This window comes from Kitasatospora sp. NPDC048540, assembly GCF_040651175.1.
GTDB lineage: Bacteria > Actinomycetota > Actinomycetes > Streptomycetales > Streptomycetaceae > Kitasatospora.
In genome coordinates this window covers 13,869-31,401 of sequence record NZ_JBEZIR010000105.1, presented here as the reverse complement: position 1 = coordinate 31,401, position 17,533 = coordinate 13,869, and the positions used below count along the sequence as shown (strand labels likewise).

4 protein-coding genes are annotated in these 17,533 nt (G+C 72.0%); 1 reads left to right on the top strand and 3 read right to left on the bottom strand.

What is annotated here, in order from left to right; translation table 11 throughout:
- Nucleotides 1–923 precede the first annotated feature (923 nt).
- The 3 genes from AB0D08_RS30715 to AB0D08_RS30705 form a co-directional block, all read right to left on the bottom strand.
- Nucleotides 924–1,748, bottom strand: coding sequence for a hypothetical protein (locus AB0D08_RS30715; RefSeq protein WP_359893465.1), 825 nt, complete (start codon nucleotides 1,746–1,748; stop codon nucleotides 924–926).
- A 183-nt stretch (nucleotides 1,749–1,931) separates the two neighbouring features.
- The gene (locus tag AB0D08_RS30710) at nucleotides 1,932–3,008 is read right to left on the bottom strand and encodes a hypothetical protein (protein WP_359893463.1); all 1,077 of its coding nucleotides are present in this window, start codon (nucleotides 3,006–3,008) and stop codon (nucleotides 1,932–1,934) included.
- Between the two features lie 1,312 nt (nucleotides 3,009–4,320).
- A complete protein-coding gene (locus tag AB0D08_RS30705) occupies nucleotides 4,321–5,454 on the bottom strand; it encodes a hypothetical protein (protein WP_359893461.1) in 1,134 nt (377 codons plus the stop codon).
- A 1,445-nt stretch (nucleotides 5,455–6,899) separates the two neighbouring features.
- On the opposite strand from AB0D08_RS30705, the gene AB0D08_RS30700 reads away from it, so the two are divergent.
- The gene (locus AB0D08_RS30700; RefSeq protein WP_359893459.1) at nucleotides 6,900–17,507 is read left to right on the top strand and encodes a LamG-like jellyroll fold domain-containing protein; all 10,608 of its coding nucleotides are present in this window, start codon (nucleotides 6,900–6,902) and stop codon (nucleotides 17,505–17,507) included.
- The last annotated feature ends 26 nt before the right edge of the window (nucleotides 17,508–17,533 follow it).

Genomic DNA, 17,533 nt, shown 5'->3' with positions numbered 1-17,533 from the left:
GGATTTGAATCTCATCGCACTGCTGGAGCTGGACGGACCGGCGAACGTACGGCTCCTCACGGCCGAGGGACTGCCCGCCACGCCGAGTACACCCGCGCACGGCGGCCCGCCCCGGGGCTATCAGCACCGCAAGGCACCCGCCGTCCACCCAGGACACACTGCGCCGCCGGGAGGCGGCTGCGTGCCAGGGATCCGGAGGCCGGGCCCGAGGATCTGTGAACAGGCGCCGGGCGGCTGCACGAGCGCCCGGCGGCCCGCACCGGCTGCGGTCGGCGGTCCGTCAGCACGGTCGTTCGGCCGGCGCGACGACTGCGGTGGACCGTAGGCGGGGATCAGAGTCGTGCTGAGGGCCCCGCCGTGCTCGGGGGTCCACGGCGGGGCGCTGGAGCACCAGCATGCGGCGCCCCGGCCGTGCCCGCCCGTCCCGGCGTCCGAACGGACCGCACCGGCCCGGGGGATTCCCAGCGCCCGCTCTGGGGCGGCCGGAGCGTGACTCAGACGGCCGACTCCGCAGGGAACAGGCCCTCCTGGCGGCGCGCGGCGGCCCGGGCCTCCTCCTTCGCGGCGGCACGCCCTCGGGCCCGGGCGGGATCGGCGTCGTCCGCGACCCGCCGCTCGCAGGCGGCGCAGTCCTGGCCCGACAGGGCCCGGGGCACTGGAGCGCGAGGTGACGGCCCTGCGTGCGGAGCTCGCTGACGAGCGGGACCGCGGGCAGCAGCCGTACACCGGCCGGGCCGCCTGACCCAGGAAGACCCACCGCGGTGCTGCGGCCCGGACGCTCGCCCGGCATCCGGCGGTGCCGTGGGTGTGAGGCGCCCGCCGGCCTTTCCCGGTCACCGCTGGGCCGGGGACGAAGTCCGCGTTCCCCGGCCCGCGTTCCCCGGCCTGCGGCCCGTCGGGCCGCGGGCCGGGGTTCGTCGCGGTCAGATGGTGGTGAGCTTGGCCTTGAACTGGGTGTAGTCGATGACGTTGTCGGCGGGCGGGGCCTGGACGGTGAGGGGCTTGTCGAAGTCGGTGAAGTTCATCTCGCCGGGCTCCGCGCCGTAGTGGGCGATCTTGACCAGGTAGGGCTTGCCGTCGGTGGCGACGTAGCCGGTGTTCGTGGAGCCGTCGTCGTCGGTGGAGACGACGGTGAAGGTGCTGTGGCCGTTCACGGTGGCGGCGGCGCCCTTGACGGCGTCGTCGTCGGTGTCCTTGTTGTCGGTCATCGACTTGACGATGTCGCACATCGCGGCGAGTCCGGCGAGCGAGGGGTCGTCCTTGGCGCCGGTCAGGTAGCGGCCCTTGAACAGCTCGGCGGCCACATCCCCGGCGTGCGCGTCGCCCTTGCCCGCGGCGATGGTCTTCCAGAACGCGGCGTCGGGCCGCAGGTAGCTGGTGCCGCCGGTGTGGATGATCTCGATCTGGCCCATGCCCACCACGCCGATGGTGCCCTGGCAGTTGCCCTTGGTGTCGGTCGCCAGGTCCAGGGTCATCTTCTTGCCGGCCGCCACCATGTTCCCGGAGATCCTGACCGACGACAGCGACGCCATCGCGTCCTGGGACTGCTTCTCGATCTCGGCGGCGGTCAGCTTCTCGATGTCCAAGGACCCGGCCGCGCCCGTGTTCCCGGAGGCACCGGGGGAGGCGCTGGCGGCCGCCGCGTTCGAGGAGCCGGCCGGGTCCTGGTTCCGGGCGCAGCCGCCCGCCCCCAGGACCAGGGCGCAGCAGACGGCGGCGGTGGCGACGGCGGGGCGCTTGGGGAACATCGGTGTCCTTCTGTGGGACCGGCACGGGAAGGCGCCAGTATGGGCCCGGACGGGGTACTGCCGCCTCGGGTTTCTTCGCCGGTTCCCGCCTGGCGGGAACCGGCACCGCTACCGCCGGTTCGGGCAGCCCCCGGCAGCCTCCGGCAAGCCCCGGCGGTCTCCGACGGGCGGTCACCTTCCGGGTCAGGACGTGCGAAGGGTCCCGCCGGCCGGTGAGGTGCGGGTGAACCAGGTGCGCGTCTCGTCGCCGTCGAGGACACGGGTCAGTTCGGCGGTGCCGGGGAGCAGTGGGAAGAAGCGGTCGGCGTTCCAGGTGCGCGGGTACAGCGGCTCGTCCAGCACGAGCAGGCGCCGGCCCTCCACCACGGGGATGTCGTCGGGCAGCCCCTCGTTCCAGATCCGCTCCCCGTCCGGCGCGAGAAGCTCGAACGCCCCGGTGGCGACGGTGTCGCTGCGGCCCTGGGCGGGTTCGGGGGCGGTTGCGAGGCGGACGCTCTCGGCCGAGGGCGGGGTGCCGGGCAGGTGGCCGCCGCCGACGAGGACGTGGGCGAGCAGGGTGTGCAGCTGGAAGTTGTCGCCGATGCCGCCGATGCGGACCTCGTAGCCGGTCCCGGTGGGGCGGTGCAGCACCACGATCGGCTCGTCGTCCAGGACCGCCAGCGCGTGGGCGAGGCACGTGAGATCGTGCCGCCCGAGGGCCGCCAGGTCGCGGCACAGGGGCAGGAGCGCGGACGCGTGGCGGCGGCGCACCTCGGTGCTGCGGCACAGTACGGCCAGCGCGGGCGGCTGCCACTGCTCGATCGAGCACCAGGCCAGGGCGAGCCGCAGGGCCTGGTCCGGCTCCGCGCCCAGGCGCTGCGGCAGCGCGTCGTCGATGATCTGCTCGTCCGGCTCCGGGAGTTCGTCCCCCGCACCGCCGGCGTGCCAGCGGCGGGCGAACTCCAGGGCGTCGGCGAGGTCCTGGCGGGCGCCGTCGAGGATCGGTGGCGCGCAGGCCGCGGGGTCGGCGCCGCGTTCCACGCAGAAGCCGGCCGCCGTCGCCAGCAGCGGACGCGGGCCGGTGGGCGGGAAGGCGGGGAGCAGTGCGGCCAGCCGGGGGCCGGCCTCGGCGCGTTCGGTGTCCGGCGCGGACTGCAGGGCACGCATCGCGGTGTTGAAGGCACGTTCGGTGCGGGCACCATCGCGGGCATCCACGGCCTGTTCCAGCTCGGCCAGCACGGATGCCAGGGCCTGGCCCTTCGGTTTCCTCCGGAAGATCATCGGCACACCCTAGGACCTGGGTCCGACAGGAGTCACCGGACCCTGTCCCGCTTCCGCACGACCAGGTGCACCCGATCCGCAGGAGGCGAAGGCCCGGCGGAATCCGGCGCGCGTTTCACGTGTGGGGCCGGGGTGTTGATGGTCCTCCCGCGCTCGTCGGTTCACGGGAGGACCGGTTCCCAAGCCTACGAGAGAGGGCAGCGCCGCCGGGGGCGTTGCGGCCGGTTCCGGTTCCGGCCCGCGGGATCCGCTGCGCCGGATTCCCGCCCGGCGGGAAGACCCGCTGCCGGGCGTCGAACCGTCGGCCCGCCGCCGCGCATCCTGCTGTCGGCTGCACCCCCTGCCAGGTGCCGGGACCCGCAGCCGTCGATCCGGGACAGGGGGCACGGTGGCGGACCCTGACATCCACACCGGCGGGCACGCCCCGCCGGGGCCGGGGCCCGGTCTGGCCGAGCTCCTGCTGGCGGCGGCCACGGTGCTGGAGCGCGTGGGGGAACTCGTGCCGCTCACCGTCACCCTGCGGCCCGCCACCTCCGCGATCCAGCTCACCGGCATCTCGGCGGCGCCGATGGCCGACCAGCGGGTGAGCATCGACCGCCTCGCGGCGTCGCTGCCCGCCGACGACCCCGCCTTCCGCCCGGTCGTCGGCCGCAGCCACAGCTACGGCATCAAGGCCGAACTCCCCGGCGGGATCCGCCTCCTCGCGTACGCCGTCACACCGTGGCAGACCCGCCCCGATCCCGACGGCCGCACCACCACCACCCGGTCGAGCGCGGCGATGCTGCGCGAACTCGCCCCGTGGGCGGCCACCGTCGACGCCGGCCTGGTGGACCAGCTGATGGTCGCCGATCTCGGTCGCGGCCACGCCACCCACCTCATCCTGCACGACAGCGCGGACCCGCTGCGCGCGGTCGAAGCCGTCACGGCGGACCTGCCCGCCCGCGTCGAGCGCCGCCCCATGGGGGCCGCGGCCCGGGCCATGCTCCCCACCGGGCACTACCTGAGAGTCATCGTCGACCACGCGCCCGCCCCCGGCGCGCAGGTGGGCCCGGCCACGGCCGCCCGGCCCGCGCCGTCACCTGCCCCCCCCCGGAGCCGGCCCCGCCAACAGCACGACCCGCACCGCCGCGAGGGTCCTCCCGGCCCGCGGCCCGGCGGACGGCCACCCTGCGGTGGCAGGCCGGGCCCGGCCCGCAGCCCGGCACGGGGACACCCGGCGCCCGCGCCAACCTCTCCATGGCGCCCGCCGGGACGAGACGCACACCTCACCCGCCGGGCGCCCCCGCACACCCGCCCCGCCTCCCGTCGACGGTCAGCCCGCAGCCGGGACCGCGGCGGCGGTGTACAGGCCACGCCCGGTCCGCTGCGCCTGCCCGGCCTTGGCGAGGCGCTCCAGGCGGGTGCGGACGGCGTTGACGTTCGAGTCGAGGCCGTCGAGGCCGAGCAGGCCGGCGACCTCGCGGGCCCGCAGCGGGCCCGACCCGTCGGACAGCACCGCGAGGACACCGGCGGTGTCGGTCAGCCCCGGCCGCCGCCCCTTTGCGTCTGCCGCCGGGGCCGGGTCGTCGGCCGGTCCGGCCTGCGCGGGCACCACGGCAGCCTTCGAACGGGCCGCTGGCGACACGCCGCTCTTCGGCGCCAGCTTCCCGGTGGCCTTCTTCCCGGTGGCCTTCTTCGTGGTGGCCTTCTTCGTTGTGGTGGTCGCGCTGCGGGCCGGGGCGGACTGCTCTCCGGCCGCCACGACCGTCGTGCGGGCCGACTTCCTCACTGCCCTCGCGGCCTTCGCGGGCTTCACCGTCTTCGCGGGCTTCTCGGGCTCCGGGGAGGTCTTCGCCCCGGCCGTGGTGACGGGCTTCGCCGCCTTCTTCACGGTGCGCCCGGCGGCTGCCCGGGCGGGGGCCTTCGGCGTCGTGGCCGCGGCGGCCGGTGTCTGGTCCTGCTGCGGCGCGGGCGCGGTGGCGGCCTTGCCGGTCGCCTTCACGGAGGACGCGGCGGGGGAGCTCTTCGCCCGCGTCCTGCGGGCGGAGGAAGCCTCGGTGGGTGCCGCGTCCGGCGCCTCGGCGGTGGGCGCCCCGGCCCGGGCACGCTTCTTGGCGGCCGGGGTCTTGCGCGTGGTGCCGCGCCTCCGTGCGGGGGCGGCCGCGTCGGGCGCGGGTGCGTCGGCCGTGCCGGGGTCGGCTCCGTCGGCACGACCTTCCGACGGAGCGGGCGACACCACCGTTTCCGGTGCGGCGGTGTCAGGTTCGCCGTCGTGGTCGACGGGCGTGCCGGCCAGTGCGGCGAGGCCTTCCAGCACGCCGGTCATGGCGCTCTCCTGCGCGATGACGGCCGCGAGCTGCTCCTCCAGCTCGCGGCGGCGCTCGCGTACGGCGGGCAGCCTCGCCTCCAGCAGTGCCACCGTCGATCCCAGACTGCTGTTGGCGCCGAACGTGCTGGGGTTTGCCACAACCACTCCCACCGGATCGTCAGTTACCGCTCGTAGCAGCCGAATGTACGGCCCCCCACAGCAGATACCCGGTGCTTTGCCGGAAATTCCCACCCATCGGGCGGCCCGGACCACGGCCGCAGCGCGGGATATGGCCGGGGTGGTCTCGGGTGTGGGGCCCGGGCGCCGACGCGGCCGGGCGGCCACGGCGCCGGGCCCGGTGACGACGGGACAGCGCGCCCTGCTCAACGGCCGGCACTTGCGCCGCGGCCCGCAGCTTGGCCAGCCACGTCCAGATCGCGTACCCGCCGACCGACGCCCGCGCCCCGATCCGCCGGGCCGCACAGAGTCGGCACCCGGACGCCACATACCCACCACCGAGCCCGCTACCCGCCACACACTCCGCTCACTGGAAACCGCCCGCCCTATTCCGGCCGTTGGCGCGGTTCCCATCCTCCAACCCCACGCCAGCAACGCCCGTGCGAGCACCTCTTGCCCGCATCCAGCAGCATCGCCGCGTCCGCCCGCGCCGCGCCGGCTTCGTGCCGAGGGCGCTGTCCCCGCCACTGCCAGGCCGCATAGGGGCGGCGGAGCCCATACGTCATGGCTCCAGCGTCGCGAAGAACAGTCCGCCGTGGGGGAGGGATGCGCCAGCACGCCGGCCCCCACGCAACGGTTCGAGGAGGTGATCTACCCTCAGCTATCAGCCCCGCCACGGCGCCTGACCCAGAGGCAATCGCTCGCTGATCATTGGGGTTGTCGCCACGCCACCCTGGCGGAGATGCGTTCGCGGGATCGGGGGAGGGCGCCGGGGCGGCGCGGTGGCGTTGGAGGCCGGGAAGGGGCGGTGGGCCCCGAGGTGGGCAGCACGCCGGACCCACCGCTGCCCTCACCGCCCCGGACCCTGGCCGGGCCCGCTACGCCCGCTCCATGCGTGCTCGGCGAGCTGGCTCGGCGTCAGCGTGGGGCGCCCGGTGAAAGGGTGGAGCAGGTTGATGGCCACCACGCGCCTGGTAATGCAGCCAAGCCAGAAAGGAACGATCGGCTCGCCGCTCAGGATGGAATCTCACGGTTTGCTATCCGGCCGGTGTTGACCTCTTCTGATGGGCCCGGGGGCTGCGGTGTGGCGACCGACCCTGGGCGAGGGTGTCGTATGCCTGACCTGCGCGGACGCCGGTGTCGGTGGGCGGAGTGCTCCTGAGGGTGGAACCGTACCAGCGTCGGCCGCGTCCGACGAAGCGTCACTGACCGTCAATTCTCTGCCAGGTCAGCGGCTTCGTGGAATCCTCCTGAATTGCTGTCAGGCGCTACATTCGAGGCCTATTAGCGACTTGGTGCTGGAATGCCCTGATTTACCTGTGTGATTGCTGTCACTTTGCTGTGGGTGGGCTGGATCTTGGCTTCCGTCGGGATCTTGGCTCCCGGTAGAAAATGCTCCATCTGTTTGGATCCCGGGTGGAGTGCAAGTGCTGTCGTTCCGTCGTTCCGTAGCCCTGCTCATATGCGTCAGCCTCGCCGTACTCGGTGCGGCGGACGGCGCGACCGCCGCCGAGCTCTGGGCCGACCGGGACGCCGCGGCGGTCGCACCCGGTGACCTGCCGGTGCAGATCGGTGGGGGTGCCGGCGGGAGGTCCCACGGCGCGACGGCCGGAGAGACGGACGCCGCGGCCGACGGCGGTGACCGCGGCCACGATCCGGCCCCGGGTGAACTGCCCGCCGACGACACCGCGGCCGGGGCGACACTCCCGCCCGCCGCGCCGGCCGTGCTTCCCCAGCCGAAGACCGAGGTCGTCGCCTCACCGCCGACACCCGCGCTGTCCGCGGGCGGGTTCGATCCGGCGAAGAGCCCGGAGCTGACGGACCTGCGTGCCGAACAGCAGCGGACCTTCAAGAACGCGGACGGCACGTACACCACCCGCTACTACCCGACGCCGGTCAACTTCAAGAAGGCCGACGGTTCCTGGGCCGCCATCGACACCAGCCTGATTCCGGCGGGCCGCGCATCCCTCGGCCGGGCGGCCCCGGTCCAGGACGGATGGACCACCACGTCGGGCCAGCGGGAGCTGAAGCTCGCGGCGAGCGCGAGCGGCGATCCGCTGGTCTCCCTGGACCTCGGTGACGGCGCGTCCGTCGCCTACGCGCTCCAGGGCGCCGCCCCGGCCCGCGGCTCGGTCGAGGGCAGCACCGTCACCTACCCCGCCGTCTTCCCCAAGGCCGGCCTCACCCTGCAGGCCGGCAGCGACTCGTTCAAGGAGACACTGCTCCTGGAAGACGCCTCCGCGCCCACCGAATGGGTGTTCCCGCTGCACCTGGCGGGCGTCAACGCGTCCGTCGACGCGGGCGGCGCGCTGGTGTTCACCGACCCTGCGGGAACGGTCCGCGGGCGGATGCCGTCCGGCTGGATGGAGGACTCCAACCAGGCCCCCAACTCGGGCGGCCAGGGCGCGGTCTCCGGAGGGGTCCACTACGAGCTGGTGCAGGCGGCCGGCGGTCAGGCGCTCAGGATGGTGCTCGACCAGGAGTGGCTGAAGGCGCCGGAGCGGGTCTTCCCCGTCAAGGTCGACCCGTCGGTCTACTCGGCCAAGGCCGTCCAGGGCACCTACGTGATGTCCGGGGTGAACGCCGACTTCTCCTCCGACTCCGAGCTCAAGGCGGGCACCTACGACGGATCCACCAAGGCCGCCACGTTCCTGAAGTTCACCGGTGTCGAGAACACCCTGCGCAACGCCACCGTGACCGGTGTCAGCCTGGCGCTGTACAACAGCACCTCGTACTCCTGCAACGCCCGCCCGGTCACCGTGCACCCGATCACCTCGGACTGGTCGCAGGGCTCGGTGCGGTCCTGGCCCGGCCCGTCCGTCGGCAGCGCACTTGCCTCGGACAGCTTCGCCTTCGGATGGCGGCCCAGCTCCGGCAGCAACTGGACGTGCGCGCCGAACTGGAGGTCCATCAACCTCGGTGAGGCCGGACGCAATCTGGTCAACAGCTGGACCCACGGCTGGCAGGCCAACTACGGCCTCGCGGTGAAGGCGGACGACCGGGACGCCTACGGCTGGAAGAAGTTCGGCAGCGAGAACTCCAGCACCGTCCCGAGCCTGGACGTCTCCTGGTCGAAGTACGGCGCGGACTACCGTCTGGACGGCTGGGTCCAGCCGGTGACCGCGACGCAGGAGGGGATCTTCCGGATCAGTGCCTGGAACCGCGGCCAGGAGACCTGGACCCCGGGCGGCAGCTACAAGATGTCGTACATGTTGTTCGACCAGTGGAACAACAACATCACCAACTACGGCACGAACATCGCCTGGACCCCGGTGTCCGCGGACGTCCCGCCGGGGGGCGGTACGACGTTCGACGCGCACATCCGCACGCTTCCGCCGGGGACGTACAAAATCGCGTGGACGATGGACGACTACCAGCACGGCAACTTCTACATGGACGGTATCGCGCCGCTCACCATGCAGTTCTCGTCGGTCAACATGCCGCCGGCGCTGACGAAGCTGTCGCCGCCGTCGCACTCGGTGACCCAGCAGCTGCAGCCGACCCTCACGGCGCAGGGTACCGACCCGGACCGCTCGCCGCGGCCGACCGTCGACTACCGCTTCGAGGTGTGCCGGGTGGTCGGCGAGGACGCCCGCGTCGGCTGCCAGCAGTCCGCGTGGCAGCCGTCCTCGGCGTTCGTGGTGCCCGCCGGCTGGCTGAACTGGAACGAGCAGTACGCCTGGTACGCGGAGGCCGGTGACGGCGCCGACGCCAGCCTCAAGTCGCAGCCCTCCTACCTGCGGACCCTGCTGCCGCAGCCCGCCCAGTACAGCACCGCCGCGGACGAGGGGCGCGCCTTCAACGCGGCGGCCGGCAACTACACCAACGCCGCGACCGACGCAGCCCTGCCGACCGTCGGCCCCGAGCTGTCGGTGACCCGTAGCTACAACTCGCTGGACCCGCGCACCGACGGCGCGTTCGGCGCGGGCTGGACCAGCCGCTGGGACATGCGGATCCAGGTCGAGTCCAGCTCCTGGCTGGCGCTGCCGGGCAACGTCATCCTGACCGCGTCCAACGGCTCGCGCGCGCGGTTCGCGTGGGACGCCGCGAAGAGCACCTACATCGCGGGCAGCGGTATGGCCGCCGACCTGCGCAAGGCGGACGGCGGCGGCTGGACGCTGACCGACCGCACCGGCACCGTGCACACCTTCAACGCCTCCGGACAGCTCACCAAGGTCACCGACGGCGCCGGCCACGCGCAGGAACTCACCTACACGGGCGGCCGGCTGACCCGCGCCAAGGACCTGCTCTCCGGCCGCTACCTCGACTTCGCCTGGACCGGCGCCCACGTCACCGCGGTCACCGCCGCCGGCGCCACTGGTTCCTGGAGCTACGTCTACACGGGCGACCTGCTGACCAAGGTCTGCCCGCCGGGGGTGGCCACCACCGCAGACAAGGGCTGCACCGCCTACGAGTACGGCACCGGCTCGCGCTACCAGAGCGCCGTGCTGGACGCCGGTCCGTCCGGCTACTGGAGGCTCGGCGAGAGCGAGGGCTCGGCCGCGGCCAACAGCGCCCGGGTGACCGACCGCGCCCCCGGCCAAAGCGTCGACGTCACGTGGGGCGCCGACGGCCCGCTGACCGGCTCCGCCGACAAGGCGGCCTCCTTCAACGGCCGGACCTCCTACCTGGAACTGCCCACCAAGACGATCAGCAGCTCCACCCAGAGCTCCGTCGAACTCTGGTTCAGGACCGCCGGTCCCGGTGTGATCCTCACCTACCAGAACCGCACCATGACCGAGCCACCGTGGAACGTCGTGCCGACGGTCTACGTCGATGCGAACGGCAAGCTGAACGGCCAGTTCAACGGCTCGGGCGGGACCATTACCTCCACCTCCGCCGTCAACGACAACGCCTGGCACCACGTCGTGCTCTCCTCCGCGCAGACCAGCACGGCCCTGTTCCTCGACGGCCAGCGGATCGGCGTCACCAACGGCACCATCGACCACCTCGACATGGACCGCACCTACCTGGGCGGCGGATTCCTCGGCACCTGGCAGAACGGCGCGGTGACCTGGTTCAACGGCCAGATCGACGAGGTCGCCGTCTACGACTACCCCGTCACCGACCAGGTCGCCGCCGAGCACTACGCCCTGCGCAGCGGCACCGCCCAGCTCACCAAGGTGACCCTGCCCACCGGGCGGACCAGCGCCCAGGTCGGCTACGACGCGACCAGCGACCGGGTCACCTCCGTCAAGGACGGCGCCGCCAACGAGTGGAAGGTCTCCGCACCGGCCTACACCGGCGGCTCCTTCCTCTACAACAACGCCGTGACGGCCAGCACCCCCGCCGCGTACTGGCGGCTCGGCGAGCGCGACGGCGCCGTCGCCGCGAGCCAGACCGGGACCGGCCTGGCCGCAGGCTACGGCGACGGCGTCACCAAGCTCGCCCCGGGCGTGTTCTCCCCGACCGACGACACGGCCGCCGCCTTCGACGGAAGCGCCCGCGCCCAGGTCGAGCTCCCCGAGAGCGTCCTGCACGCCTCCAAGGACCTGGCGGTCGAGCTGTGGTTCAACACCACCAAGGCCGGCGTGCTGATGGGCGACCAGAGCCGGGCCGTCGACGACCCGGCCGGCCCCGGCGGCACCTGGACGCCGATCCTGTACGTCGGCAGCGACAACAAGCTGTGGGGCCGGTTCTCCGGCGCCACCGGCAACATCAGCTCGCCGGGCACCGTCACCGACGGCACGTGGCACCATGTCGTACTCTCGGCCTCCGGCACCCAGCAGACCCTGTACCTGGACGGCGCGCAGGTCGGCGCGCAGAGCGGCGCCATCGACCACCAGCAGAACGTCCACACCTACCTCGGCGCCGGCTTCGCCAAGGGCTGGCCGTCCGCTCCCGCCGACGTCAGCCACTTCACCGGCGCCATCGACGAGGCCGCCGTCTACCAGCACCCGCTGTCCGCCGCCGACGTGCTGACCCACTACCGCGCCCGCAGCTCCCAGGTCGCGGGCCAGGGCATCGGCTACCGCGGCTCGGTCGTCACCGACGCACCGGCCGGCTTCTGGCGGCTGGACGAGAGCGGTGGCACCACCACCACCACCAGCGAGGTGGCCGGCATCAAGGGCAACGGCACCTACGCGGCCGCCGCCCAGCCCGGCAAGGAAGGCGTCTTCGGGATCGGCGACGGACGGGCCGCCCAGTTCACCGGCAGCCCCGACTCCTACCTGGACCTGCCCACCCCGATCCTGCAGACCGGCACCGAGATCGCCGCCGAGCTGTGGTTCCGCACCGCCGCCCCGGGCGTCCTGCTCTCCCTGCAGAGCGAACCGATGGGCTCACCCCCGTACAACGTGACGCCCGCCCTGTACGTCGGATCCGACGGCAAGCTGCGGGGCATGTTCTACGGCGCCAACGGCAACCAGCCGATCACCTCCGGCCCCACGGTCACCGACAGCGCCTGGCACCACACCGTGCTCTCCGCAGGGCAGGGAACCCAGTCGCTCTACCTCGACGGCGCCCTGGTCGGCACGACCACCGGCACCGTCAACCACCTCAACATGACCCGCACCTACCTCGGCGGCGGCTACACCGGATCCATGCCCGGCGGCAACGGCGGCTCCTCCTGGCTGAACGGCCAGATCGACGAGGTCGCGTTCTACCAGCACCCGCTGACCACGGAGCGCGTCGCCGCGCACTACCAAGCCCGCTCCCTGTCCTCCGCCACCGCCCTGGCCTCCAAGGTCACCGTCAGCGACCCGGTCGGCGGCGTGTCCACCGACGTGCACGACGCCCAGCGCGGCATGCGCCTGATCTCGCGCACCGACCCCACCGGCGCCACCACCACCTACGCCTACGACACCGGCGGCTTCCTGCACACCGTCATCGACCCCAACGGCCACTCCACCATCACCGGCCAGGACGCCCGCGGCAACACCGTCTCCAACACCACCTGCCGCGACGCCAACTCCTGCTGGACCAGCTACACCTCCTACTACCTGAACAAGGACAACGACCGGGACCCCCGCAACGACAAGCCGACCGAGACCCGCGACGCACGAGCCTCGGGCCCCTCCGACAACCGCTACCGCACCACCATCGGCTACACCCCGCTCGGCCTGCCCGACACCACCACCCTCGCCGACGGCCGCACCACCCGCACCACCTACACCACCGGCACCGAGCCCGCCACCGGCGGCGGCACCACCCCCGCAGGCCTCGTCGCCACCCGGACCACCGCCACCGGCGCCACCACCGGCTACGCCTACTTCGCCTCCGGCGACCTGGCCGCCACCACCGCACCATCGGGCCTGCGCACCACCTACGGCTACGACGCGATGGGCCGCAAGACCACCGAGACCCAGTTCTCCGACGCCCAGCCCGGCGGTGTGAGCACCGTCACCGAGTACGACTCGCTCTCCCGCGAGGTCGCCGTCACCGGCACGCGCACCACCGACGCGGTGACGGGTACCGCCCATCAGGCGAAGACCACCCGCAGCTACGACGAGGACGGCCGGGTACTCTCCACCACCGTCGCCGACCTGCTCGGCGGTGACACCGCCCGCACCACCGGCACCACCTACGACCCGCTGGGCCGCACCGCGACCGAGACCGACGCCGAAGGCGGCGTCACCACCTACGGCTACGACACGCTCGGCCATACCACCTCGGTCAGCGACCCGCTCGGCCAGCTCACCCGCTTCACCTACACCGCTCGCGGTCAGCTCGCCACCACCCTCGTCGAAGGCTGGAACGGCGACGGCCAGGCTCCGCGCACCCTCACCGCCGAGTCCAGGGCCTACGACCCGGCCGGCCGCCTCGCCTCCGTCACCGACGCCATGGGCTCCACCACCGCCTACACCTACTTCGACGACGGCCTGACCGCCACTGTCACCGCCCAGTCCGTCACCCAGGCCGACGGCACGACGCACCCCGTCGTCCTGCAGCGCAACGAGTACGACGGCGCAGGCCACCTCACCAAGCAGACCGTCGGTGGCGGCCGCACCACCACCGAGATCACCGTCGACGCCACCGGCCGCACCACCCGCACCGTCCTGGACCCCGGCGGCCTCGACCGCACCACCTCCGTCGGCTACGACGCCGACGACCGGATCACCTCCACCACCAGCAAGGTCAGCGCCACCGAGAACCAGGTCGCCACCTCGGTGTACGACACCGCCGGCCGCCTGACCCGCAGTGACCTCGCCTCGTCCGCCGGCGGACCGGTCGCCACGAGCACCTTCACCTACGACCAGCGCGGCCTGGTGACCGCCTCCACCTCACCCAACGGCAACGCGACCGGCGGCGACCCGGTGGCCAACACCACCACCTACCAGTACGACCAGCTCGGACGGCTCACCACCACCGTGCTGCCCACCGTCCAGGCCGAGAGCGGCGGCGGCGCCCCGGCGGCCGTCCACCCGACGGCGACCACGGGCTACAACACCTTCGGCGAGCCGGTCACCAACAAGGACGCGCTCGGCAAGGTCACCACCGTCACCACCGACCGGCTCGGGCGCGTCACCGAGACCCGCCTGCCCGACTACACCCCGCCCGGCTCGGCCACCGCGCTGACCGCGATCGCCCGCACCGAGTACGACAAGCTCTCCCGCATCACCGCCAACTCCGACGCCGCCGGCCGCCGGACCACCTTCGGCTACGACCGGCTCGGCCACCAGATCCAGCGCATCGACCCCAACTCGCTCGGCACCCTCCAGCCGCCCGTCGACGGCAACCCGCCGACCTGGGCCTCCACCTGGACCCCGACCGGCCTGCAACTGTCCGTCACCAACCCCGTCGGCGGCCGTACCCAGGCCACCTACGACGAACTCGGCCGCAACCTGACCGCCACCGTCGTCGAACGCAAACCCACCCCGCAGAACCTCACCGCCCGCACCACGTGGGACGACGCCGGCAACGCCACGGCCCGCACCAGCGCCGCAGGCAACGTGTCCACCGCGACCTTCAACACCGCCGGACAGCCCGTCACCACCACCGACCCGGCCGGCCGGGTCAGCAAGCTCGACTACGACGGCCTCGGCCGCACCGCGAAGACCACCGCCCCGCTCGGCGAAGCCGCCGCCGTCACCTACGATGCCCTCGGCAACCCGGTCCGCACCACCGACCTCGATTCCGCAGGCACCGCCCTGCGCACCAAGGACACCACCTTCGACCTCGAAGGCCACGCGCTCACCAGCAAGAGCCCGACCACCGGCGCCGTCACCACGCTCACCTACGACGCCCTGGGCCGGCTCACCCGCCAGGTCGAGCCGGTCGCCGCCGGCCAGGCCATCACCTCCACCTTCGGCTACGACGCGGCGGGCAACCGCACCCGCCTGACCGACGGCAACGGCAACTCCACCACCTACACCTTCACCCCCTGGGGCCTGCCGGAATCCACCGTCGAGCCCGCCACCACCGCCCACCCGGCGGCCGCCGACCGCACCTGGACCACCGGCTACGACATCGCCGGCCAGGCCGTCAAACTCACCGAACCCGGCGGCATCATCCGCAACCGCACCTTCGACCCGATGGGCCGCCTCACCAAGGAGACCGGCAGCGGCGCCGAAGCCGCCACCGACACCCGCACCCTGCGCTACGACAAGGCCGGCCGCCTCGTCGCCGCCGACGGCACGGGCCTCGCCTCCCAGGACTTCACCTACAACGACCGCGACCAGCTCATCGAAGCCACCGTCGCCGGCGTCGACCAGTCCTGGGAGTACGACAGCGACGGCCGGATGACCGACCGCTGGGACTCCTCCACCGGCTGGGCCACCTTCGGGTACAAGCCCGACGGCCAGCTGGCCTGGTCCAACGACCAGCTCACCGGCGCCCAGCTCTGGTACGGCTACGACGGCGACGGCCGCCTGAAGACCCAGAACTACGTCACCCGCGACCCCGCCGCCCCCGCCAACTGGAAGCCCACCTCCAGCCGCTACCTCAGCTACGACGCACTCGGCCGCCTGGCCTCCGACAAGGTGGCCCAGGAGGACGCCCAGGGCACCCCGGTCACCGGTACTGCCTACACCTACGACCTCGACGACCGCCTCACCCGCAAGACCGTCACCGGCAAGCCCGGCGACCCCGTCGACGACAACACCTACACCTACGACCAAGCCGGCCGACTGACCTCCTGGACCAGCGGCATCGGCACCACCCCCTACGAGTGGGACGCCGCCGGCAACCGCACCCGCAACGGCCAGGGCATCTCCACCTACGACCAGCGCAACCGCCTGCTGACCGACGGCACCAGCACCTACCGCTACACCGCCCGCGGCACCCTCGCCGCCGCCACCACCGCAGGCACCGAGCAGACCCAGAAGTACGACGCCTTCGACCGCCTCATCAACGACGGCCAGACCACCTACACCTACGACGCCCTCGACCGCATGATCCAGCGGGGAAGCACCACCTTCTCCTACGACGGCGGCACCAACAACCTGATCACCGACGGCACCTGGCGCTACGCCCGCGACGCCGCAGGCGCCGTGACCGGAGCAGCGGACGCGGCCGGCCCCAAGCGGGTCCGCACCGACCAGCACACCGACGTCACCGCCACCCTCACCACCGACGGCACCGCGGTCGGCTCAACCACCAAGTACGACCCCTTCGGCAAGCCCGTCACCCGCACCGGTACCAGCACCAGCCTTGGCTACCAGAGCGGCTGGACCGACCCCGCCAACGGCGACGTCAACATGCACGCCCGCTGGTACCGTCCCGGCACCGGCAGCTTCACCAGCCGCGACAGCTGGCAGCTAGACCCCACCCCGTCCGTCCAGGCCAACCGCTACACCTACGCCAACGGTTCGCCCCTGAACGGTACGGACCCGACCGGTCACTGCCCCGACGCGTGTGTTCTGGAGGCAGGTATTGCTCTGGGAGCCGCGCTCGCACTCTCCTACGCCTGTGTGAAGGCCTGCCCCGGTATCTCAAAGGCCAGCGGTCAGTTCGTCACCGACACCACGAACTGGGCAAAGAACCAGTTCTCAAGCAGCGACGCAGCTTCTGGGGCCTCGGCCGCCGCTGCTGCCATCGCGACCGGACTGATCGTCGGCACGGCCCTGGAATGGAAGACCGACATCGACCCCTGCCGCGGCGGACGCTGCAACAAGAACCGGGGCGGCAAGGACACTCCGCCCGGCGGTGGCGGTGGGGACACTCCGCCCGGCGGTGGCGGTGGGGACACTCCGCCCGGCGGTGGCGGTGGCGGTGGTGGCGGCGGCGGTCGTGGTGGTAGCGGACGCACAATCACCAAGCCAAAGCCCGCACCCACGCCTATCCGACCCAAGCCCTCCCCGGAGTGGAAGCGCCCGGACTACCAGGAGCTTCTCAAGACGATCACCCGGATCTACAGCATCTGGGACCTCTTTCAGCAGCTCGCCAACGACCCCGGACTCACTCCGGACGAAGCTCCCGATACTCACCCGGCTCCCGGGACGGACCCGGGAGGCGGAGAGGGCGAAGACAATAGTGGCGACTGTCGAAGCGGATTCGGAGGTGGGTGGCGAATGTACTTGCCTGTCGATCAGTCCAGCCGAGCTCAAGGCGCGGAGGCGTGCCTCACCAAGGACTTCATCGACAACAACCCGGGCAGCGGAGTGAAGTCGTCCAAAAAGACCTATGGGGACAAAGCGGTGACCCCGCCCGGCTACACGTGGGCGGCGGTATATGCAACTGGACTCGGGAACTACCCGGCAGGTCAGTGGCGTAACAATTGCCATCTTCTGGCCCGATCCTTGGGTGGCGACGGGACGAACTACGCCAATCTCGCTACATGTTCCCGCACGGCGAACTCCACGCCCATGAACAAGGACTGGCCGTCTCACCGCGTCAAGAATATGGCCGCGTATGAGAAGCAAGTGAAGGATATTCTGGATACCGATCCAACAGCGGTTGTCCACTATACGGTGACCCCGAAGTATGATGGGAGTAGGATCGTTCCAACCTATTTCAAAATGCAGGCAACCGTGTACAGGCCGGGGATCGGAACGGGCTCGCTGTTCAACAACGACGTCCCCAACGAAATGTTCGGCCTGAAGGATGGGCAATGGCATAACATGGGTATGGATGCCCCGACGCGATGGGAACCTTAGAGTGAATAATGATAAGTCTTCCGCGG